The 20,080-nt window shown below is 77.9% G+C and carries 21 protein-coding genes; 10 read left to right on the top strand and 11 right to left on the bottom strand.

Going from position 1 to position 20,080, the window contains the following annotated elements; all coding sequences use genetic code 11:
* Positions 1-19 precede the first annotated feature (19 nt).
* The gene (locus LWC35_RS16290) at positions 20-811 is read right to left on the bottom strand and encodes a hypothetical protein (RefSeq protein ID WP_232870976.1); all 792 of its coding nucleotides are present in this window, start codon (positions 809-811) and stop codon (positions 20-22) included.
* A 143-nt stretch (positions 812-954) separates the two neighbouring features.
* Here LWC35_RS16290 and LWC35_RS16285 point away from each other — a divergent pair, with 143 nt between their 5' ends.
* Together LWC35_RS16285 and LWC35_RS16280 are read left to right on the top strand one after the other, a co-directional pair.
* Positions 955-1,389: a CBS domain-containing protein gene (locus tag LWC35_RS16285; RefSeq protein WP_232870975.1), complete on the top strand. Its 435-nt coding sequence runs from the start codon at positions 955-957 to the stop codon at positions 1,387-1,389.
* A gap of 73 nt (positions 1,390-1,462) precedes the next feature.
* A complete protein-coding gene (locus LWC35_RS16280; protein ID WP_232870974.1) occupies positions 1,463-1,972 on the top strand; it encodes a GNAT family N-acetyltransferase in 510 nt (169 codons plus the stop codon).
* Between the two features lie 7 nt (positions 1,973-1,979).
* Here the strand turns inward: LWC35_RS16280 and LWC35_RS16275 are convergent, their stop codons facing one another.
* The 8 genes from LWC35_RS16275 to LWC35_RS16240 form a co-directional block, all read right to left on the bottom strand.
* Positions 1,980-3,854, bottom strand: a complete 1,875-nt coding sequence (locus LWC35_RS16275; protein ID WP_232870973.1) for a helix-turn-helix domain-containing protein — start codon at positions 3,852-3,854, stop codon at positions 1,980-1,982.
* A 62-nt stretch (positions 3,855-3,916) separates the two neighbouring features.
* On the bottom strand, positions 3,917-5,311 hold the full coding sequence (locus LWC35_RS16270; RefSeq protein ID WP_232870972.1) for an MFS transporter: 1,395 nt from the start codon (positions 5,309-5,311) through the stop codon (positions 3,917-3,919).
* Between the two features lie 82 nt (positions 5,312-5,393).
* Positions 5,394-6,260, bottom strand: a complete 867-nt coding sequence (locus LWC35_RS16265) for a universal stress protein (RefSeq protein ID WP_232870971.1) — start codon at positions 6,258-6,260, stop codon at positions 5,394-5,396.
* Complete coding sequence (locus LWC35_RS16260; protein ID WP_232870970.1) at positions 6,257-7,144, bottom strand: universal stress protein; 888 nt, start codon at positions 7,142-7,144, stop codon at positions 6,257-6,259. The genes LWC35_RS16265 and LWC35_RS16260 overlap by 4 nt, the downstream gene beginning before the upstream one ends.
* 233 nt (positions 7,145-7,377) lie before the next feature.
* Positions 7,378-7,590 (bottom strand): hypothetical protein, encoded by a 213-nt coding sequence (locus tag LWC35_RS16255; protein WP_232870969.1) that lies wholly within the window; start codon positions 7,588-7,590, stop codon positions 7,378-7,380.
* 79 nt (positions 7,591-7,669) lie between these two features.
* Positions 7,670-8,134, bottom strand: a complete 465-nt coding sequence (locus LWC35_RS16250) for an STAS domain-containing protein (RefSeq protein ID WP_232870968.1) — start codon at positions 8,132-8,134, stop codon at positions 7,670-7,672.
* Positions 8,135-8,328: 194 nt separating this feature from the next.
* Positions 8,329-8,889, bottom strand: coding sequence for an Rv1733c family protein (locus tag LWC35_RS16245; protein WP_232870967.1), 561 nt, complete (start codon positions 8,887-8,889; stop codon positions 8,329-8,331).
* Positions 8,890-9,026: 137 nt separating this feature from the next.
* Positions 9,027-10,826, bottom strand: coding sequence for a sensor histidine kinase (locus tag LWC35_RS16240; RefSeq protein WP_232870966.1), 1,800 nt, complete (start codon positions 10,824-10,826; stop codon positions 9,027-9,029).
* 243 nt (positions 10,827-11,069) lie between these two features.
* Here LWC35_RS16240 and LWC35_RS16235 point away from each other — a divergent pair, with 243 nt between their 5' ends.
* Both LWC35_RS16235 and LWC35_RS16230 read left to right on the top strand, forming a co-directional pair.
* Positions 11,070-11,213, top strand: a complete 144-nt coding sequence (locus LWC35_RS16235) for a hypothetical protein (protein ID WP_232870965.1) — start codon at positions 11,070-11,072, stop codon at positions 11,211-11,213.
* Entirely contained in the window at positions 11,210-12,055 is an 846-nt protein-coding gene (locus LWC35_RS16230; RefSeq protein WP_232870964.1) for a universal stress protein, read from the top strand. Before LWC35_RS16235 ends, LWC35_RS16230 begins: the two co-directional genes overlap by 4 nt.
* Positions 12,056-12,103: 48 nt before the next feature.
* Here the strand turns inward: LWC35_RS16230 and LWC35_RS16225 are convergent, their stop codons facing one another.
* A complete protein-coding gene (locus LWC35_RS16225) occupies positions 12,104-12,406 on the bottom strand; it encodes a hypothetical protein (RefSeq protein ID WP_232870963.1) in 303 nt (100 codons plus the stop codon).
* Positions 12,407-12,692: 286 nt separating this feature from the next.
* Between LWC35_RS16225 and LWC35_RS16220 the strand changes: the two genes are divergently transcribed.
* From LWC35_RS16220 to LWC35_RS16195, 6 genes are all read left to right on the top strand, one after another.
* Positions 12,693-12,881, top strand: coding sequence for a DUF1918 domain-containing protein (locus LWC35_RS16220; protein WP_232870962.1), 189 nt, complete (start codon positions 12,693-12,695; stop codon positions 12,879-12,881).
* Between the two features lie 128 nt (positions 12,882-13,009).
* Entirely contained in the window at positions 13,010-13,384 is a 375-nt protein-coding gene (locus LWC35_RS16215; RefSeq protein WP_232870961.1) for a CBS domain-containing protein, read from the top strand.
* Complete coding sequence (locus LWC35_RS16210) at positions 13,381-14,127, top strand: GAF and ANTAR domain-containing protein (protein WP_232870960.1); 747 nt, start codon at positions 13,381-13,383, stop codon at positions 14,125-14,127. Before LWC35_RS16215 ends, LWC35_RS16210 begins: the two co-directional genes overlap by 4 nt.
* A gap of 459 nt (positions 14,128-14,586) precedes the next feature.
* Entirely contained in the window at positions 14,587-14,931 is a 345-nt protein-coding gene (locus tag LWC35_RS16205; RefSeq protein WP_232870959.1) for a dsRBD fold-containing protein, read from the top strand.
* A 213-nt stretch (positions 14,932-15,144) separates the two neighbouring features.
* Positions 15,145-15,942 carry a universal stress protein gene (locus LWC35_RS16200; protein WP_232870958.1) on the top strand — a complete coding sequence of 266 codons (798 nt, stop codon included), beginning with the start codon at positions 15,145-15,147 and terminating at the stop codon, positions 15,940-15,942.
* Between the two features lie 125 nt (positions 15,943-16,067).
* Entirely contained in the window at positions 16,068-17,054 is a 987-nt protein-coding gene (locus tag LWC35_RS16195) for a rod shape-determining protein (protein WP_232870957.1), read from the top strand.
* 73 nt (positions 17,055-17,127) lie between these two features.
* On the opposite strand, the gene LWC35_RS16190 is transcribed toward LWC35_RS16195, so the two are convergent.
* The gene (locus LWC35_RS16190) at positions 17,128-20,055 is read right to left on the bottom strand and encodes an FtsW/RodA/SpoVE family cell cycle protein (RefSeq protein WP_232870956.1); all 2,928 of its coding nucleotides are present in this window, start codon (positions 20,053-20,055) and stop codon (positions 17,128-17,130) included.
* Positions 20,056-20,080 lie beyond the last annotated feature (25 nt).

Below are 20,080 nucleotides of genomic sequence, written 5' to 3'. Positions count from 1 at the left end.
CTGCTCCGCCACCGACCGCTCAGCCGACCCCCAGCCGGTCCCGCCAGAACTCGAGTACCGCGACGGTGCTGCCCCGGGCCCCCTCCAGCACGTCGCGCGCCCGGTCGGGCAGCCGGGCCCGCAGCGCCGCCGGGTCCGCGGGCGCGGCGACGACGGCGGTGCGGAGGCCGAGCAGGGCCGCGGTCAACCGCAGCGCCTCGACGGCCTGCCCGGTGCGCAGGTCGGCGTGCGGGACCCGACCCGGCGCACCCACCAGGACGAACACGGGCTCCGGCCGCATCTCCCCGTCGTCGAGCAGGTCCGGCCAGGTCGGCCCGAGCTCGTCGCCCGGCACCACCGGGTGGCCGATCCCGCGCAGCCACGCGCTCTCCGTCTCCGCGGCGCGCCGCAGCACCGCGCGGACCGCGGGGGCCCGCGGGCCGTCCGCGCCCTGCGGCCGGCCCTCGTCGCGCAGGGCCGCGTAGAGCGCCCGCTCGAGGGGCCGGGGCGCGTACGGCTCGCCCGGCCGCACCACGGCGAGCAGCCCCTCCTCGACCGGGTACGTGACCTGCGGGCGGCGGCCCTGGGCGGCCACCGCGAGCCGGATGGCCCGCAGCCCCGCCCCGGCCGCGACCCGGGTCACCCGCGCCAGCGGCTCCTCGGCCAGCGACCAGCGCCGCACCACGGACCGGACGGCGACGCCGTCGTCGACGGCCGTGACGAACCAGGGTGCCGTTCCCTCCGGCGCCGCGGCCGCCCGGGCCGCGTCGACGAGCGGGGCGACCCGCAGTGCCGCCCGCGGCTCCGGGGTCGCCACCGGGTGAGCGGACATGGCCCCGAGTCTCGGTATCCGCGACCGGACGTCACGAGAGGCGAAGGTCCCCGGAACGAGGTGCCCCGGCGAGGGCCGCCCGTCGGGCCGGTCCGGGCCCTCGGCCCCTGCCGCGCGCGCCCCGGCGGGGCGACGCTGCGGGCATGACCGAGCAGCGGCAGCGCCCGGCCCCGCCGGAGACCCTCGACGACGACCCGCCGGTGGAGGCCGTCATGGCGCGCCGGCTCGTCGGGGTCGACCCCGCGACCCCGCTGCCCACCGCCCTGCGGCTGATGGTCGCCGCCGCCGTGCGCCATCTGCCCGTCGTGCGCGAAGGCCGCTGCCTCGGCATGGTCGCGGAGGTCGACATGCTGCGCGGCCTCGCGGCCCGGCAGGGGCCCTTCGGGCCTGCGACGCTGCTGGTCGCCGACGTGCTGCGGCCCGCGCCGGAGGTCCCACCCGGCACCCCGCTGCACGAGGTCGCGGCCCGCATGGACCGCGACCGCACGGACGCCCTGCTCGTCGTCGAGGCGGGCCGCCCGGTCGGCATCGTCACGGCGACGGACCTGGTCCACGCGCTGGCCGCCCGCGTCCGCTGAGGACCGCGCCGGGGACGGCGGACCCGGTCCCGCGGCGGTACCGTGGCGCCGTCCGGCTGCGAGGAGGACCACCGTGGACGTCGAGGTGACGCGCAACCCGGACGGCGGGACCGACCGCCGGACCGACGGCGGGACCGGCGGCTGGAGCGGCGGCTGGAGCGGCGGCTGGACCAAGGAGGCGCCCGCCCGCTGGGACGTGGGGAAGGCCGCGGCGTTCGGCGACCTCCCCCCGAGGTTGTTCGGGCTCGGCACCCCCGCGGCGGGCGACCCGCTGGCCGACGAGTGGTGGCGGGCCGAGGACGGCCGCGGCGTGGTCGGCTACGGCCGGCTCGACGACTCGTGGGGCGACGCCGAGACCCTGGTCGTCGTGCACCCCGACCGGCGCGGCGAGGGCCTCGGGGCCGTGGTCCTCGACCGGCTCGAGCGCGAGGCCGCACGCCGGCACCTCAACTACGTCTACAACGTCGTGCCGCTGACGCACCCGGACCGCGAGGAGATCTCCGCCTGGCTGCGGGCCCACGGGTTCGAGGAGAAGGCCGACGGCGAGCTGCGCAAGCGCGTCCCACGGGCCGAGGTGGACTGACGCGACCTCAGCCCGGCCGGCCCGGGGCACCGAGCCGGTGCAACCGCAACGCCAGCTGGATCTCCAGCGCCCGGTCCGGTTCCTGCCAGCCCGCCCCCAGGAGCGTGCCGATCCGCTCGAGCCGCTGGGCGACCGTGTTGACGTGCACGTGCAGCGCGGCCGCCGCCCGGCTCGGGCTGGCCCCGGCCGCGTAGTAGCACTCGAGGGTGCGGAGCAGGTCGCTGCCGCGCCGGGCGTCGTGCTCGACGACCGGGCCGAGGACTCCGGCGACGTAGCCCGCGACGTCCGGCCGGTCGCCGAGCAGGAGCCCGGCGACGCCGAGGTCCGGGGCCGCGGCCGCCTCCCCCGCGCGGCCGAGCGCGAGCAGCGCCTCCGCGGACCGGCGCGCCTCCGCCAGGGCCCCCGCCAGGCCGGCCGCGGGCTGTACGGGCCCGGCGGCGCCGACCGTGACGGCCCCGTCGGGGTCCTCCGGGGTCGCCGCCCGGGCCAGCGGCTCGGCCGCGGCCGCGGTGTCGGTGCCGGGCAGCAGCGCGACGACCGCGCCCTCGTGCTCGGCGACGAGCCCGGCCCGGCCGCCGGCCGCGGCGGCGTCGCGCAGCACGGCCCGCCGTCGGCCCGGCGCGCACCGGCAGACCAGCAGGACGTGCGGGCGGCGCGCCGCGACCCCGAGCTCGGCGAGCCGGGTGAGGACCGCGGGCCGCGGCCGGTCGGCCGCCGCGAGCAGCTCGGCGAGCGCCCCGGCCCGCTCCCGGCGGTCCGCCTCGGCCTCGCGCTGGCCGAAGAGCAGGACCAGCGCCGTGACCATCGCGGCCCGCTCGACCGTCCGGACCTGGCCCGCGTCGAGGTCGGGCACGCCGCCGAGGAGCAGCGTGCCGAGCCGTTGCCCGGCCGCGACCACCGCGACGGCCCACGTCCGGCCCGCCCGGGTGAGCCGGCCCGGCGCCCCGTCCGCGGCGCGGACCGCGCCCGCCCAGCACGCGGGATCGGGCGTCCCGCCGAACCGGGCGGCCGGCGTGCCGTCGCCGTCGAGCACCACCACCCACGCGTCGAGCAGCCGGCCGAGGGCCTCGGCGAGGTCCGCGACGTGGCCGCCCTCGAGGACCACGCCGGCGAACCGGTCGTGCGCGGCGGCGGCCTCGGCGATCGCGGCGTGCGCGGTGCGCAGCGCGTCGAGGGCCGCCGCGGTGTCGGCGAGCTGGCGGGTCTGCACGAGCGAGACGGCGGCCAGCGCGGCGAGCGACCCGAGCAGTGCCACCTCCTCGGGCGGGAACGGCCGGGCGGAACGGTTGGCGGCGAACAGCACGCCGACGAACTCGGCGTCGACCAGCAGCGGGACCCCGCAGATCGCGACGAGGCCCTCCTCCCCCACGGCCGCGTCGATCTCCTCGGTGTGCCGGTAGCGCTCGTCCGCGCCGTAGTTCCCGGTCCAGTGCGGGTTCCGGGTCGCGGCGACGAGCCCGCCGAGGCCGGCGCCGAGGGGCAGCCGGAGCGCCTGGAACCGCCGCGACACCGAGCCCGCCGTGGCGCGCATGTAGGTGTCGCCGCGGTCGGCGTCGTAGAGGGTGAGGTAGGCGAGGTCGGTGCCGAGCAGGGCGCGGGCCCGGCGGACGATCGCGTCGAGCACCACGCCCGTGTCGGACTGCGAGGTGAGCTCCCGGGCGGTCTCGACCAGCGCGGCCAGCTCGGTCTCCCGGCGCCGGCCGGCCTCCATCGCCGAGCGGATCCGCAGGACCAGCGCCCCGGCCTCGGGCTCGGACCCGGCGAGCTCGGTCGCCGCGTGCTCCAGCGCACCGGCCCGACCGTCGGGGCCCGACCCACCGGTCTCGGTGCGGCCGACCCGGTCGGCGAGCAGGCGGAGCAGGTCGAGGACGGTGCGCGCCACCCGGGCATCCTGCCCGGTCGCCCGGCCCGGGGGCTGCTCCACCACGCCCGGGGCCACGGCCGTCAGGACCGCGTGGTCGTGGCCCCGTCCGGCTGGGCCCGTGCGCGGTCGTCGCCGAACCCGTCGTCGGCGGCGAGGTCGCGGTTGCGGGTCTCGCGGTAGGAGGCGACCGCGACGAGGGTGAGCACCGAGCTGGCCGCGACGTACACCGCGATCGCGAAGCCCGTGCCGAAGGAGGCGAGCAGGGCCACCGAGATGAGCGGGGCGAGGCCACCGGCCGCGACCGAGGCCAGCTGGTAGCCGATCGAGACGCCCGAGTACCGGACGCCGGTGCCGAACAGCTCGGACAGGAACGCCGCCTGCGGCCCGTACATGGCGCCGTGGAAGACCAGCCCGCCGACGACGGCGAGCACGGTGAGCCCGAAGCTCTGCGTGTCGAGCAGCGCGAAGAACACGAACGCCCAGACCCCGACGCCGACGGCGCCGAGCAGGTACACCGGCCGGCGACCGATCCGGTCGGAGACCAGGCCCCACAACGGGATCGTGACGACGTGCACCGCGGCGCCGATCAGGACCGCGCCGAGGACGAAGGAGGACGGCAGCCCGAAGCGCTCCTTCATGTACGTCGAGACCACGATGGTGAAGATGTAGTAGGAGACGTTCTCGGCGAACCGGGCGCCCATCGCCGTGAGGACCTCGCGCGGGTAGCGGCGCAGCACCTCCACGATCGGCGGCGTCGTCGCCCTGCCCTCCGCCGCACGCTCGGCGGCCTTGGCCTGCGCCTCGCGGAAGACCGGCGACTCCTCGACCGAGAGCCGCACGTAGAGCCCGATGAGCACCAGCACCGCGGACAGCAGGAACGGGATCCGCCAGCCCCAGACGTCGAACGCCTCCTCGGACTGCACCACGGCGAGCAGCGCGAGCAGCCCGTTGGCCAGCAGCTGGCCCGCCGGCGCCCCGGCCTGCGGCCAGCTCGCCCAGAACCCGCGCCGCCGGGCGTCGCCGTGCTCGGAGACGATGAGGACCGCGCCGCCCCACTCGCCGCCGAGCGCGAAGCCCTGGATCAGCCGCAGCAGCACCAGGAGCGCCGGCGCCGCCACCCCGATGGTCGCGTAGCCCGGCAGCAGGCCGATCGCGAAGGTCGACAGCCCCATCATCAGCAGGCTGACGACGAGGAGCTTCTTGCGGCCGAGCCGGTCGCCGTAGTGGCCGAACACCAGGCCGCCGAGCGGGCGCGCGACGAACCCGATCGCGAAGGTGCCGAAGGACAGCAGCGTCCCGGCGACCGGGTCCGCGGCCGGGAAGAAGACGTGCGGCAGCACGATGGCCGCGGCCACGCCGTAGAGGAAGAAGTCGTACCACTCGACCGTCGTGCCCAGCATGGAGGCGGCGACGACCTTGATCAGCGAGGTGCGCGGCGGGGTTCCCGCGGGGCCGCGGGGCGACGGCTGTGTCATGGTGCGGACAGTAGAGCGGCCGAGGCCGCACGAGTATGTGCTGGCGCCACACCATTGTCCGGATCGGGTGTGGCCGGCATCCTCACAGCCCGGGGCTGACCACCGCCACCGGCGCGTGCGCGTGGTGCAGCAGTGCCCGGCCGGTGGAGCCGAGCAGGGCGCTGCCGAGCCGGCCGCGGCCGACCGAGCCGACGACCACGAGCCGGGCGTCCGCCGACCGCGCGACGAGGGCCCGCGCGGGCGGGCCGTGGACCAGCTCCCGCGACACCCGCACGGCGGGGTACTTGCCGGTCCAGCCCGCGAGCCGTTCGGCGAGGACCTCGTGCTCCTGCTCCTCCAGCTCCGCGAGCCCGGTGAGGGCGTCGGGGTCCTCGAGGTACTCGACCCAGGCGTGCAGCGCGACCAGCGGGGCCGCCCAGGCGTCGGCCTCGGCGAAGGCGAACGCCAGCGCGGTCTCGCTCGCCGGCGACCCGTCCACGCCCACCACCACCGGCCGCACGCGGTCGGTGCGGACCAACGCGTCGTCGGACAGGACCGGGCCGCGGACCACCACGAGCGGACACGGCGCCCGCCGGGCGAGCGCCGTGCCGACCGATCCCACCAGCAGCCCGGCGAACCCGCCCACGCCGCGCGGCCCGACCACCAGCACCCGCGCGCCCGCCGCCTCGCGCAGCAGCACCTCCGTCGGGTCGCCCTCGACCACCGTCTGCTCCACGGCCAGCTCCGGGACCACGGCCCGGGCGTGGTGGGCGGCCTTCCACAGCTGGTGGTGGGCGTGCGACCAGAGCAGCGAGGACGCCTCGGGGGCCGACGACGGCGGCAACCGGTAGGCCCGCACGAGCCGCAGCACGCAGCGGTTCCGGGCCGCCTCGGCGGCCGCCCAACGCGCCGCCTCGGTCGCGTGGTCGGAGCCGTCGACGCCGGCGACGACGGTGCCGGGCAGGCTCACGCCGGGGACTCCGCCTCGGGCCGGACCACGGCCACCGGGCAGGCGGCGTGGTGCAGGACCGCCTGGCTCACCGAGCCGAGCAACGGGCCGGAGACCGTGCCCCGTCCCCGCGACCCGACGACGACCAGCGCGGCACCGGCGGACCGGTCCACGAGCTCGCGCGCGGCGCCGTCGATCACGATCACCGCGCGGACGTCGACGCCCGGGTACTTCCCGGTCCAGCCGGCCAGCCGCCCCTCAAGGGCCTTCTCCTGCTCCGCCTGCACCGCGCTGCGGTCGAGCAGGGGCACGAGGAAGGGATCGAGCACGGCCTCGCTCCAGGCGTGCACCGCGACCAGCGGCACGGACCGCCGCGCCGCCTCCTCGAAGGCCACGCCGAGTGCGGCCTCGTTCTCCCCGTCCCCGTCCACCCCGACGACGATCGGCCCGTCCGGTGCCGGCGTGCCGCGCACCACCACGACGGGGCACTCGGCGTGGACCGCGACGGCGATCGCCACCGACCCGAGCAGCAGCCCCGTGAAGCCGCCCCGGCCGCGCGTCCCGACCACGACCAGCGCCGCCCGCTCGGACTCGGCGCGCAGCACCACCGGCGCCTCGCCGCCACGCACCTCGCGCTCGATCTCGCACCCGGGCGCGACCGCCCGGGCCGCCGCGACCGCCCCCTCCAGGTGCTCCTCGGCGGCGCGGGTCGTGGCCTGCCGCTGGTACTCCTGACCGAGCGCGGGCAGGCCGACGGGCCGGAACGTCGTCCAGCCCACGGCCGCGACGAGCCGGAGCCGGGCGCCGCGCCGTGCCGCGTCGGCCGCCGCCCACCGGGCCGCGTCGAGCGCCGAGTCGGATCCGTCCACGCCGGCGACCACCGCGCCGCCGAGCTGGTTCGTCATCGTTCCTCCCCCGGACGCCCCCGGGACGTCCGAGGACCTCGGCCCCGGACGTCCTCCCTGGACGTCACCCGGACCACCGCGGGCGTCGCCGCACAACGGTGCCCCCGGACCGGGTGCCGGCGCTCCGGCTCTCCGGCCCGGTGGGAGGGGACGAAGGACCCCGGCGGCGCGGAGCGTGCCCGAGGTCCGGCGGGGTGTCCGGCGCGGTGTCCGGCGCGGTGTCCGGCCGGGGATCAGCCGACGGGCGTGCCCCGCCGGGGCCGCCAGCCCCGGCCGGTCTCGTCCGGGACCAGCGGGCGGCCGCAGCCGCACCGGGAGTGCGCGGACTCCCAGCTGAGCGCCTGGGCGGGGTGGTTGACCCGGACCGTGGCGCCGCAGGCGGGGCACTCACCCACCCAGATCGCCTCGACGAGGCCCGACTCGTACCGCAGGTCGTTCCGGTGCACGACACCCTCCTCGGATAGCCCCGGACGATTAGCGCGCCGGCCGGGGCCGCCGCCAGGGTCCTTCGGCCCCTGCGGGCCCTCAACCGGTCAGGGCCGGGACGCGGCCGGGAGTGCGTTTCCGGGGCCGCCCGCCGGCGGTGTCCGCCGAGCCGGCGGGTCCGGAGCTCCCGCAGCCGCCGATGCCCTCGGCGACCACGGCGTCGAGCAGGGCGAGGACGCGGCCGGGCAGCACCGGCCTGCGGTCCTCCAGACCGGCGACGACCAGCTCGACCCCGACCGCCGCGGCGCGGTGCCGGGCGTGCCGCAGGACGTCGAGGCCCCGGCACTCGAACGAGCGGACGTCACGCAGGTCCACGACCAGGCGGCCGCGGCACGTCTCCTCCCGGGCCGACGTGACCAGCGCGGACGAGTCGCGCAACAGGTCGTCGAGCAGCCGCAGCAGCCGCGTCCCGTTGCCCGCGTCGAGGTCGCCGGCGACACGCACCAGGACGGTGCCGGTGCCGGGCACCTCGACGCAGAGCTGGACGGGCAGCGCCGAGGTCATGGGTTCCGCTCCTCTCGCGCCCCTCCGGGCGCGGGTCGGGTGCTCAGGCGTCGTGGTCGGACGGGGATGCACCGAGCGTCCGTCGCGCCGGCAGGCCGTCAGTACCCACGGAGGTCCCTGCCGCTCGGGACCAAGGTCCCGGTCGCTCACCGGCAAACCCGTACGACCGCCCGGTCGGTGGTCCGCAGGCCGGTTCAGCCCGTGGACGCGCGGCCCGTCCAGCGCGGTTCCACCTCGGCCCACTCCCGCGCCCACTCGGCGGCACGCAGCCGCGCCACCCCGGCGAACGCCAACCGCCCGACGCCCGCCAGCAGGAGGCCGCCCACCAGCAGGAGGGTGCCGGCCGAGGTGATCGTCACGAACACGACCTCGTCCGCGCCGAGCGGGGCGCGCACGAGCCGGCCGTCGGCGGTGATCCACGCGGACACCTGGTCGCCGACGTGCTTCGGGGCCGCGACCTCGGTGCGCGCGGTGTGCGCGACGCCGTCGGGCCCGGTCCAGCGGACGTCGGCCGGGATGCGGTTCCCGGCCTCGGGGACCACGGGGACCTCCTCGGCGACGACGACGGTGAGCGGGGTGCGGTCGCGGGCCTCGGCGACGGCGCGCGCGGTCAGGCTGCTGTGGATGTTCAGCCCGACGACGAGAGCCGCTCCGAGGGCCACCAGCGTCAGGGCGCAGAACACCCACGCGACGAGGTCCGCGAGGCGGTCGGAGCGGCGCCGGGGCAGCCGGTCGCCACGCGGCGGTGGGGCCATCGCGCCAGCCTCGGGAGGACCGCCCGTGCCGGGCAGGGCCGAAGGTCCGCAGGAGTCCCGGCGTCGGTCGGGACCGCGGGGAGTCCGGCGGGGACCGGCGGAGCCGGTCGCGTGGGGACGTCGGCTGGCGTTGCTGCTCAGCCCAGCGGGACCGTCCAGCGCAGCCGGGAGCCGCGTGGGATGTGCGGGTTCAGCTCGAACGTGCCGCCCCGGCGCCCCGCCCGCCGCTCGAGGTTCGCCAGACCACTGCGCCGGGGGCCCTTCACGGGCCCCTTCCCGTCGTCGGTCACCACGAGCGAGAGCCGGTCCTCGCCGCCGGAGGTGTCCGCCACGACGTCGACCTCCACCCGCGACGCCCCGGCGTGCTTCGCCACGTTGACCAACGCCTCCCGCAGGACCGCGGTGACGTCCTCGGCGAGCGAGGCGTCGTGCGCGGCGGCGACCAGGGTCTCGGCCGGACCGCTGAAGCGCAACAGTGGCGTGAAGCCGAGCAGCCGGGCCGACTCGGTGACGACGACGAGGATCCGGCTGCGGACGCTCTCGTCGTCGCCGGTGTGCTGCAGCGAGAAGATGCTGGTGCGGATCTGCGCGATGGTGTCGTCGAGGTCGCCGATGACGCGGGTCAGCCGCTCGGCCTCGGGCGCGGGCAGCCGGGCGGCCACGCCCTGCAGTGAGAGCCCGGCCGCGAAGAGCCGCTGGATCACGTGGTCGTGCAGGTCGGCCGCGATCCGCTCGCGTTCGTCGAGCACGTGCAGCCGCTCCCGCTCGACGCGGGCCTCCGCGAGCTCCAGCGCGACGGCCGCCTGGTTGGCGAAGCCGGCGGTCGTCCGCTCGTCCTCCTCGGTGAAGGCCTGCCTGTCGGCCCGGCGGGCCAGCAGCAGCACGCCCTCCGGCTGCTCGGCCCCGAGCAGCGGGACGACGAGGACCGGACCGATCCGCAGCTCGGCGACCGCGACCGCGGGCTCGAGGTCGGGCAGCTCCCGCGGGTCCGACAACCGCAGCGGCCGGCGCGTGTCGAAGACGTGCCCGGACAGCGAGTTCGACCGCGGGAGCACCGCGCCGCGCAGGTGATCCGCGACGGCCTCCTGGCCCGGGGCGCTCTCCGCGATCACGATCCGCAGCGACGCCTCGTCCTCGGGCAGCAGCACGACGGCGAGGTCCGCGCCGGTGAGCTCGCGGCTGCGCTCGGCGATGGTGCCCAGCGGCCGCCCTCCGGAGGGGTCCAGCGTCTCGCGGGTCACGGCGGCGGTCGCGGCGAGCCACTCGCCGCGGCGCCGGGTCGACTCGTAGAGCCGGGCGTTGTCGATCGCCACCCCGGCGGTGACGGCCAGCGCGCGGGTGAGCTCCTCGTCCTCCGGACTGAACTCGCCGCGTCCGCACTCGGCGAGGTAGAGGCCGCCGAACTTCTCGTCCCGGATCCGGATCGGCACGCCCAGGAAGCTCCGCACGGGCGGATGTCCCGACGGCAGGCCCGACGAGCGGGGGTCCTCGGCGGCGGCGCGCAACCGGATCGGCCGCCCCTCGTCGAGCACCGCGCTCAGCAGCCCCTTGCCCTCGGGAAGGGTCCCGATGGCGCGCACCGTCTCCTCGTCCATGCCGACCTGGACGAGCTCGGCGATGTGCCCGTCCGGGCCGAGCACCCCGAGGGCGGCGTAGCGGGCGTCGACCAGCTCGCGCGCGGCCCCGCAGACCCGCCGCAGGACCTCGGGCAGGGTGAGGTCGGTGATGACGGCCTGGTTGGCGCGCAACAACCCGCGCAGCCGGCCCTGGGTCGCCATGACCTCGCCGGCGCGCTCGACGAGCTGGCGCATCAGCTGCTCGAACTCCAGTCGCGGCAGATCGGGGGAGGTCAGGGCCGGGTCGGCGGGACCGGCCCGGCCACGCCCGGGTGCCCGCGCGCCGGCGTACCCCTCCGCGGACGGCTCGTCGACGGACATCGTTCCCCCTCCGCGGTCCCCGTCCGGCCCGCGTGGCGCGTCGACGTCCCCGGCCGCGCCACGGACCTGCACGCTACGCAGGGCAGGACCTGCGCGCCAGGGGGAGCGGCAGGGCCGACGGGCGCACCGCCACCCGGGCCAGGCGTCGGCTCCGTGCGCCCGTCACCGGATGGCGGGGCGGGTCCGGCGACGCGGGACTTCCGGCCCTGCCGGGGCGGGGTCGCCGGCACGGAGGCTGGGCCGGTGATCGTGCACTCCCCCGCGCCCCACCGTCCCGCACCGCTCCGCCCGGCGGCCGGCGCCGCCGTCGTGGTCCCCGTCGTGGTCCCCGCCGCCGTCGTCGTCCCCGGGGCCGCCGTGGCCGCCGTGGCGACGGTCCGCTCGTGACGCTCACCGCCCCGGTGCGGCCCGTTCTCGTCCTCGACGACGGCGGGACCGTCGCCGGGATCGCCGCGCAGCGCTGGGCCGCGGCCGAGGCGAGCCGCCGGGAGCTGCCGCTGCAGCTCGTGGGCACGCAGGCGGACGGCGTGCGGGCCGTGCACCGGCTGCGCGGCGAGTACCCGCGGCTCCCGGTGGAGCTGTACCGGCTGCCCGGTCCGGTGGGGCGGGCGCTGCGCCCGCTGACCGCCGACGCGGCGCTGCTCGCGCTGCCGGCGCCGGCGGCCGAGCCGGTCCTGTCGAGCTCCTTCTGCCCGACGGCCGTGGTGCCGGCGGACGACACGGCCCGCGGGCGGGTCGTGGTCGGGGTCGCGCCGTGGACCCCGGAGGAGGTGCTGCGCACCGCCGTCGACGAGGCCCTCGAGCGCGACGCCGAGCTGGTCGCCGTGCGCGCGTGGCGGGCCGGCGGGCAGGGGCTGCGCGATCTCGCCCGGCTGCTGCCGAACCCGTTCGGGGCGGAGCGGATCGGGGGCGTGGGCGACACGGCCGAGGAGGCGCAGCGCGAGCTCGACCAGCTGCTCTCGCCCTGGCGGATCGGCTACCCGGACCTGCGGCTGCACCCGCTCGTGGTGCACGGCGACGCGGCCGCGGTCCTCACGATGCTCTCCGTCGACGCCGAGCTGCTCGTGGTGGGCCGTTCCGGCCGCGGTGCCCTGCTGCGGGCCGTCGCCGGCGCACCGGGCGACGACGCCGTGGCCGCCGCGCGCTGCCCGGTGCTCGTCGTGCCCGAGCCCGCGCCGCCGCGACGCGAGATGCTCGCCCTGCCCGGCTCGCGCGGTCCGACCGGCTGACCGCGGGCGACCCGAGACGATCCGGTGCCCCCCGGAACCGGTTACCGGTCAGGACCCGTTGGGCGGCAACGACTTCGCGGCCACCCGGCGGTCGGCACGGTCGAGCAGGCGCTGGCGCGCCAACCGCTCCAGCAGCTCCGGCACGGCACCCGCGGGCACCCCGGACAGGTCGGCGCGGCACTCCCGAACGACGCGGGCCACCACCCGGTGCGGCACCCGACCGGCGAACTCGCGCGCGAGCCGCGCGACGGCGGGCGACACGTCGTCGGCCCGGGCGGGGGCGGACGGTGCGGAGGCGTACCCCACGGCCGGGAGGGGGCCGGTGGTGAGGGGCAGCGCGGTGAGGGTCATCGGGCTCCTCGTGCGGCGCCGCGCGGACGCGGCGGGCGGGGTCATGGCGGACCGAACGGACCGGTGGGCCGGTCGGCGAGGTTCGGGGCGGCCCGGTCGCTCCGGCGGAGCGCGGGACACGCACGCATCACCGCGATTCGCGCGGTGTCGGCCGACAGCGTGGACGACCGCGCCGGCGGCGCACCAGGGTCGGAAGTCCCTACCGCCTCCGGGACCCGCCGGACCCTGGCCTCCGCGGCGGCGACGCGCGATCCTGGGGTGACCCACCCGCGTGCAGGGAGGCATCGTGCAGGCTCACGTCGGCGATCGCATCGTCATCGAGACCAACCACCTCGACTCGGCCCGGAGGCGCGGGACGATCGTGGCCGTCCTCGGGGGCGAGGGCGACACCGAGCACTACCAGGTGCGCTGGCAGGACGGCCACGAGTCGGTCTTCTTCCCCGGTCCGGACGCCCACGTCGACACCGCCCGCTGAGAGGGCGCCGGCCGGGGACACGAAGCGCGGGGACACGGGCCGCCGGGACACGGGCCGCCGGGCGCGGGAGGTGCGGTCCGGGGCTTCGGACCCTGGCCGGAGCCCCCTCCGGGCGGGACGCTCCGCGGATGCGCGTCCGCGAGGTCATGAGCCGCCCGGCGCTCGTCGTGGCGGTGGCCTGCACCGTCCGCGACGCCGCCGCGGCGCTCGCGGCCCACGGGCTCTCGGACGTGCCGGTGGTCGACGAGCGGGACCGCTTCGTCGGGATGCTCGCCGAGGCCGACCTGGTCACCGACCGGCTCGACGGCAGGCGCGGCGCCACGGCCGTCGGGCCGCTGGTGCGCACCGGCGTCCCGACCGCGACGCCGGACGGCGACCTGCTCGGGCTGGTGCACCGCATGCGCGAGGCCGACGTCCGGGTCGTGCCGGTCCTCGACGGGGACCGGGTCGCCGGCATCGTCACCCTGACCGACCTGCTGCGCGTGCTGGGGGAGGCACGGTGAACGGCGGGGCGGGCGGCAGGGCCGGGGACGACGTCGAGCTCGCCGGGCGCTTCGCCCGGCTCGCCCGGGCACTGCGGACCGCGCCCACCCCGGAGGACGCCCAGGAGCGCGTCACGCTCTACGCGGTGGCGACCGTGCCCGGCTGCGACCACGCGGGGATCTCCCTGGTGGACCGGCACGGCGGCGTGGTGTCGGTGGCGCCGACCGGCGGGACCGCGCGGCGGGTCGACGAGATCCAGCACGAGGTCGGCGAGGGGCCGTGCCTCGGCGTGATCCACGACCGGTTCGTCTGCGCGGTCGAGGACCTGGCGACGGACGACCGGTGGCCCGCCTTCGGGCGCCGCGCCGCCGCCGAGACGGGGATCCACGCGCTGCTGTGCTTCCGGTTGTTCGTCGAGGACGACGTCCTGGGCGCGCTGACCCTCTCCTCCGCCACCCGCGGGGCGTTCGACGACCACGCCGTCGCCGTCGGCACGGTCCTCGCCGCGCACGCCGCCCTCGCGGTCACGGACGCGCGCAACCGCCGCCGCGCCCTCGAGCTCGACGAGGCGCTGCGCTCCAGCCGCGACATCGGCACCGCCCTCGGCATCCTCATGGCGCACCGGCTGGTGACCCGGGGCCAGGCTTTCGACCTGCTGCGCACCGCGTCCCGGCGGCTGCACCGCAAGCTGCGCGAGGTGGCCCTGGAGGTCGTCGAGACGGGCACACTTCCGGTGGGTGCGCGGGCGCACCTGGAGCAGTAGTCTGCCCGCATCCGGTCCGCCTGAGCCCACAGCGCAGCCGGCTGTCCGAGCGGGTCCCATGAGCCCACCGCCGTTCCCGGCGCGCGCGACCGCGACGCGGTACGCACGGGTCCCGCTCCCCCACGGTCCTCTCCCGCCCGGTCCCGGCCCGTCCGCTGCCGAGGCGTCCGGTCCCGGTGCCTGCCGTGGTGTGCCACACCGGACCTCGCCCGTCGCCCGCGGGCCCGGGTCACCCACCCGCGCTACACCCCCCAGCCCCCGGGTGGGCGGCCCGTCCGCCGGTGCGGGCCCGACCTCGCGGCCGCCGCCGCCCGGCCGGGCCCGCACCGGTCCCCGCACGTCGCGCGCCTGACCGGCGGGCCCACCCGTTCCGGCGATTCCGGCGGCCGATGCCGTCGGGCCCTTCCGTCGCGCGACGTGCAGGGGCACGCTCGAGGCACCACGGCCGAAGGGACAGCGATGACCGAGCCGACCGGCGCCCACACCCTGTCCGACGCACTGGCCGACGCGCTGGCGGCGGCGAGCCGCGCCCGGGCCGGGTTGCCGCGGGGGAAGCGCTGGACCGTGATCGTGGACCTCGAGGCGGGGTCCGGGGTGACGCGCGCCGTCGCCCGCCTGCACGACCGGGAGTCCGACCGGCTCGTCGGCACCGGGCAGGCGCGGCTGGCCCCGCCCGACGCCGACGTCCCGGGGGTCGCCGACGAGCTCGCCGCGGCCCAGGCGCTGACCGACCTCGCCCGCCGGATGACGCAGGTCGCGCGCACCGAGGTCGCCGGCGCCGTCGAGGGCGCGGTCCCGGGCTGAGCGGCTCCCGGACCCGCCGGAAGACGGGACTTTCGACCCTGCTGACGGCGGGGTCGGCGCAGGCACCATCGACGTCGCCGGCAGCGTGAAGGCTCCGCGTCGGCCGCCACTCGTCGTTGGGGAGCGGACGGGTGGACCCGCCGGGGCGGGCGTTCACGGGGAACGCCCGCCCCGGCCCACGCTCGGCGCACGCTCGGCTGGGAGGAACGCTCGGTGACCCTGTCCGGATCGCCCGTCGCGGTCGGTGTCGACGGGAGCAACGCGTCGCTGCTCGCCGTCGCGTTCGCCGCGGGAGAGGCCCGCGCCCTGGGGGTCCCCCTCGTGCTCGTGCACGCCGTGCGGGCGGACGAGTCGGCGCACCGGTCCGAGGCGCTGCTGGAGCGGGCCACGGCCCGCGCCCTGGCCGTCGCCCCCGAGGTCGAGGTGTTGCGCCGGGTCTCGCACCGGGCGCCCGGGCCCGCGCTGCTCGAGGCGGCGCGCGCGGCGTCGTTGCTGGTCGTGGGCATGGGCGGGCGCGACGACCCGCCGGAGGCCGCCGACGACTCCGTCGCCCTCGACCTGGTCGGCCGGGCCCGCTGCCCCGTCGCGGTCGTGCGGGCGCCGCACCGCCGGCACCGGTCGGTGGTGGTCGCCGCCGTCACCGATCCCGCGCGGGACGGGCCGCTGCTCGCCGCCGCCTTCCCGCTGGCCGCGGGCCGCGGCGTCCCGCTCGTCGTCGAGGTCGCCGAGACCGGCGACGCGGACGCCGACCTCCGCGCGGCCGCGGCGCTCGACACCGCGCTCGCGCCGTGGAGCACCCGGTTCCCCGAGGTCCGGGTGGAGACGGTCGGGGTGCGGGCCCCGTTCGTCGAGCACGTGCTGGAGCGGGCGGCGGGCGCGGCGGCGCTGGTCCTGGGCAGGCCCGACGGGACCGGGCGCTGGGACGAGCCGGCCCGGCTCGCGGTGCACCGCGGGCCGTGCCCGGTGGTCGTGGTGCGGACCGCGGCGGCGGCCGAGCCCGCGGGCACCTGACGACGGGGCGAACGAGGGAGAGGCGGGCGGACTACCGTCCTTCGGCCCTGCCGGGGGCGGTGACGGAAGGCCAGGCTGACAGGGGCGGCACGGGGGGGCACCGTGCCGGGATCCGGGGGTGGAGCATGGCGCGTTTCGGCATGGACGTCGGCACCGGCACCACGGTGCTCTACGACGCCGAGGGCGGGTTCCAGTACGACGAGCCGTCGGTCATGCTCGGCAGGCCGGGCGGCCGCGGGGTGAGCGTCGGCCGCGAGGCCGCGGACCTGGTCGACCGGATCCCGTCCGGCACGCACGCCGTCCGGCCGGTGCGCGACGGCGTCATCACCGATCTCGACACCGCCCGCCGGTACCTGCGCGCCGTCGTCCGCCGGGTGCTCCCCCGACCCTGGCAGCGGACCCGGCTCGCCGCGGCCCTCACCGTGCCCGCCGGCGCCAGCCCGCTGGAACGCCGCGCCCTGGTCGAGGCGGCGGAGGAGGCCGGCATCGTCCGTGTGCTGGCCCTCGCCGGCCCGGTCGCGGGCGCGATCGGCTGCGGCGTCGACCCGCTCGACCGCCGGGTGCACATGGTCGCCGACGTGGGCGCCGGGACCGCGGAGATCGTCGCCATGTGCTTCGGGGAGGTGCTGGCCGTGCGGTCGCGGCGCATCGCCGGGGACGCGATCGCGGCCGCGGTGCGCCGCCACGTGCGCGAGCAGCACCACCTCTCGCTGAGCAGCGACTCGGCCGAAGAGCTGACGATCCGGGTCGGCGCGCTTCCGGACGGCGCCGAGGTCACGGTCGCCGGGCGCGAGGCCGACAACGGCCGGCCCCGCTCGCTGCGCCTGCCCGCGGCCGAGCTGCACGGCATCGTCGCCCCGCGGGTGGCGGAGCTCGCGACCTCGCTGATCGGCTGCCTCGACGACCTGCCCGCCCGCGCGCTCGACGACCTCGCCGCCGACGGTGTCCTGCTCGTCGGGGGCGCCTCCCCCACCCGCGGGCTGCGCGCGGCCCTCGAGGCCGGGCTCGGGCTGCCGGTCAAGCAGGCCGAGAACCCGTCGACGTGCGTGGCGGAAGGGGCCGCCCGGGCCTTCACCCTGCCCGGCGTGCTCGAGACCTACGCCCGCGGCTGAGCCGCTCCGGAGCCGATTCCGAGCCCGAGCAGGAGCACCGCCGGCGTCCCCTCGGGGCGCCGGCGGCGCCGCGTCAGGGCGCGGGTGGCGCGGCCTGGTACTGCTGCAACCCGTCGATCACGATCCGGCTCGCGCTGTTCCCGCCCAAGCCGGGGCCCTGGACCAGGCCGGTCATCACCACGGTCGGCGCGCCGAGCGGCGCGGCCGCGGAGGTCCAGTTGTCGTACTCGTCGCCCGAGAGGCTGCCGTCCTGCGCCGTGCCGGTCTTCGCGCCCGGGTCCAGCGGCACCGTGGACAGCGACGAGGCGGTGCCCCCGTGCACCGCGGCGCGCATCCCGTCCCGGATCGGCCCGAGCGAGCCGGCGAACGGCACCGGGACGGGCGGCGGCACGGGCAGCGCGGTGAATCCGCCCTCGGGGGTGCCGACGGCGAGCCCCAGCCGGGGCGTGACGAGCTGCCCGGTCGCGACCGCGGCCGTCCACCGGGCGTTCTGCAGCGGCGTGACCTGCAGCGGGCCCTGCCCGATGCCGAGGATCACCGTGGTGCCGCCGTACCAGTGCCCGCCGTCGCCGGCGATCGTCTCCGGGGTGCCGAGGTAGCCCGCGGACTCGCCCGGCAGGTCGATGCCCGTCGCGGACCCGACGCCGAGCGCGTGTGCGGCCTCGATGATCGGGTCGGGCCCCAGCAGGGCGGCCAGCCGGTAGAAGTACACGTCGTTCGACCAGGCGATGGCCTGCGGCATGTCCATGGGCCCCATGGGTTTCCAGTTGTCGAACGTGTGCCCGGCGAGGGTGAAGCTCGCACCGGTCGGGACCACCTGGTTCGGCGGGATCGCGGTGTGCACGACGTTCGCGGAGGCCACGACCAGCTTGAACGTCGAGCCGGGCGGCACGGCGACCTGGGTGGCGTGCTCCAGCGTCGGGTGACCCGGCTGCGCCTCCGCGGCCTGCAGCGCCGCCCCGTCGACCGGTGGGCCGTACAGGTTGTTGTCGTAGGAGGGCAGGCTCGCCATCGCCAGGACCTGGCCGTTGCGCGGGTCCATGGCGACCGCGGCGCCCACCGCGTTCGGGTTGTGCTGCGCGGCGAGCGAGGCGCGGACCGAGTCGGTGAGCCTGCGCTGCAACGGGAGGTCGAGCGCGGTGCGCAGGTTCGCGCCCGGCACCGGGTCGCGGTGGGTCCCGACGGCGAGCGGGACACCGGCCGGGCTCACCCAGTAGCACTGCTCGCCGTCGATGCCGCGGAGCACGGCGTCGTAGCTCGCCTCCAGCCCCGCTCGTCCGACGACCGCGCCCGGCGCGAGGGTCGGGTTCTGCTGGGTCTGCGCCTCGGTCGCGATCCCGGTGTAGCCCAGCAGCGGGCCGAGCAGGTCGCCGGTGGGGTAGCTGCGGCGCGGGTCGGCCTCGACCCGCACCCCGGCGAACCCGGTGAACGCGCGCGCCTGCGCGAGGGGCAGGTCGCCCAGCTCGAGCGAGAGCGTCGTGTCGGGGGCGGCATCGAGCGCCGCGCGCACGTCCGCGGCCGGCCTGCCGAGCAGGCCCGCGAGCCGGTCGACCTCGTTCGGCTGCACCAGGGCGGGGACCGCCTCGATCTTCGCCGTGCCCGCGTCGGTCCCGGCCGCGTCGGTCGCGAGCACGGTGCCGTTGCGGTCGGTGATCTCGCCGCGCGGTGCGGGCACCCGGACGCACCGCGTCATCTGCTCCTGCCCGGCCGCCATCAGGGCAGGTCCCTGGACGGCCTCGAGCCGCCAGCCGAAGGCGCCGAACGTGACCAGCAGCCCGGTCACGCCCAGGGCCGCCACACGCACCAGCCGCGGGCGCAGCCGCTCGGGCGCGGCCCAGAGCACCCGGCGGGCCCCGTCGCGGCGGACGCCGAGCACCACGCCGATCGCCGCGAGGTGCACCACCACGGCCGTGCCGCCGTAGCTGACCAGCGGGAACGGCACCCCGGCCAGCGGCAGCAGGCCGAGGTTGCCGCCGACCGACACCACGACCTCGGCGCCGAACAGCACGGCCAGCCCGCCCGCGAGCAGGGCCCCGTGTGCGGTGCGCGAGGTGCGCGAGGCGACCGCGAGCCGCCACACCAGGACGACGGCGGCCAGCAGCACCACGACCCCGGCGATCATGCCGAACTGCAGCACGAGGCTGGCCGGCGCCAGGTCGGTGTCCCGCTCCGGGAGGTACCGCTCCAGGATGTCCGTCAGCGGTTTCCCGGCCTGGCCGAACGGGCCACCGGAGGCCAGCGCGATCCGCGCCTGCGCGACCGCCCAGCCCGACCCGGCCGGCGACTCGGCCGACCCCGCGAGGAAGCTGCCGAGCCGCTCGACCTGGTAGGGCCGCAGGAGCCCGACGGCCAGCGGCGCCGCCACCGCCGCCCCGGCGAACACGGGCAGCACGAACCGCGCCGGCACGCGCCCGATCACCAGCAGCGCCACGGCGACGACGACCAGCAACGTCGTGGTGCTCAGGTCCGGCTGCAGCACGGTCAGGACGATGGGCACCGCGGCCAGGACGAGCGCACCCACGAACCGCTGCCAGGCCGGCCGGCCCGACCCGAGGACCCCCGCGACCACCAGGAGCATCCCCACCTTCGCCAGCTCCGAGGGTTGGAAGGTGAAGCCCCCGACGGCGATCCACCGGGTGGCGCCGTTCGCGCTGAGGCCGACCACCGGCACCGCGGCGAGCAGCACGACGGCCAGGCAGTAGGAGACGACGCCGAGCACGCCGAGCAGACCGACCCGCACCCGCCAGAACAGCGCGAGCAGCACGAGCCCGCCACCCGCGATGATCGCCTGCCGCACGGCGGTGTCCACGCCGTCGACCACGGCGAGGTTGGCCAGCCCGGCGAGGACCAGCAGGAGCGTGGCCAGCACCGCGACGACGTCGAAGGCCAGCCCGCGATTGCGGGGCGACCGGGGCGGGCGCGGCGGCCGTTCGTCACGCGCCCACTTGGAGAACCGGCGTCTGCCGGGCAGTAGCCGGCGCAGCCGCCGCGCCGGCCTCATCGGAGCCCCCGGGCCGTGGTGCCGG

The organism is Pseudonocardia kujensis (assembly GCF_021283305.1).
Classification (GTDB): Bacteria; Actinomycetota; Actinomycetes; order Mycobacteriales; family Pseudonocardiaceae; genus Pseudonocardia; species Pseudonocardia kujensis.
The sequence above is the reverse complement of the archived record's forward strand: the minus strand, read 5'-3'. Positions and strand labels throughout refer to the sequence as shown.

What these genes read in the sequence shown, in the direction of transcription:
- LWC35_RS16290 (WP_232870976.1), bottom strand. Translation starts at nt 811, where the DNA reads ATGTCCGCTCACCCGGTGGCGACCCCGGAGCCGCGGGCGGCACTGCGG.
- LWC35_RS16285 (WP_232870975.1), top strand. Translation starts at nt 955, where the DNA reads ATGACCGAGCAGCGGCAGCGCCCGGCCCCGCCGGAGACCCTCGACGAC.
- LWC35_RS16270 (WP_232870972.1), bottom strand. Translation starts at nt 5,311, where the DNA reads ATGACACAGCCGTCGCCCCGCGGCCCCGCGGGAACCCCGCCGCGCACC.
- LWC35_RS16260 (WP_232870970.1), bottom strand. Translation starts at nt 7,144, where the DNA reads ATGACGAACCAGCTCGGCGGCGCGGTGGTCGCCGGCGTGGACGGATCC.
- LWC35_RS16250 (WP_232870968.1), bottom strand. Translation starts at nt 8,134, where the DNA reads ATGACCTCGGCGCTGCCCGTCCAGCTCTGCGTCGAGGTGCCCGGCACC.
- LWC35_RS16245 (WP_232870967.1), bottom strand. Translation starts at nt 8,889, where the DNA reads ATGGCCCCACCGCCGCGTGGCGACCGGCTGCCCCGGCGCCGCTCCGAC.
- LWC35_RS16240 (WP_232870966.1), bottom strand. Translation starts at nt 10,826, where the DNA reads ATGTCCGTCGACGAGCCGTCCGCGGAGGGGTACGCCGGCGCGCGGGCA.
- LWC35_RS16225 (WP_232870963.1), bottom strand. Translation starts at nt 12,406, where the DNA reads ATGACCCTCACCGCGCTGCCCCTCACCACCGGCCCCCTCCCGGCCGTG.
- LWC35_RS16215 (WP_232870961.1), top strand. Translation starts at nt 13,010, where the DNA reads ATGCGCGTCCGCGAGGTCATGAGCCGCCCGGCGCTCGTCGTGGCGGTG.
- LWC35_RS16205 (WP_232870959.1), top strand. Translation starts at nt 14,587, where the DNA reads ATGACCGAGCCGACCGGCGCCCACACCCTGTCCGACGCACTGGCCGAC.
- LWC35_RS16195 (WP_232870957.1), top strand. Translation starts at nt 16,068, where the DNA reads ATGGCGCGTTTCGGCATGGACGTCGGCACCGGCACCACGGTGCTCTAC.
- LWC35_RS16190 (WP_232870956.1), bottom strand. Translation starts at nt 20,055, where the DNA reads ATGAGGCCGGCGCGGCGGCTGCGCCGGCTACTGCCCGGCAGACGCCGG.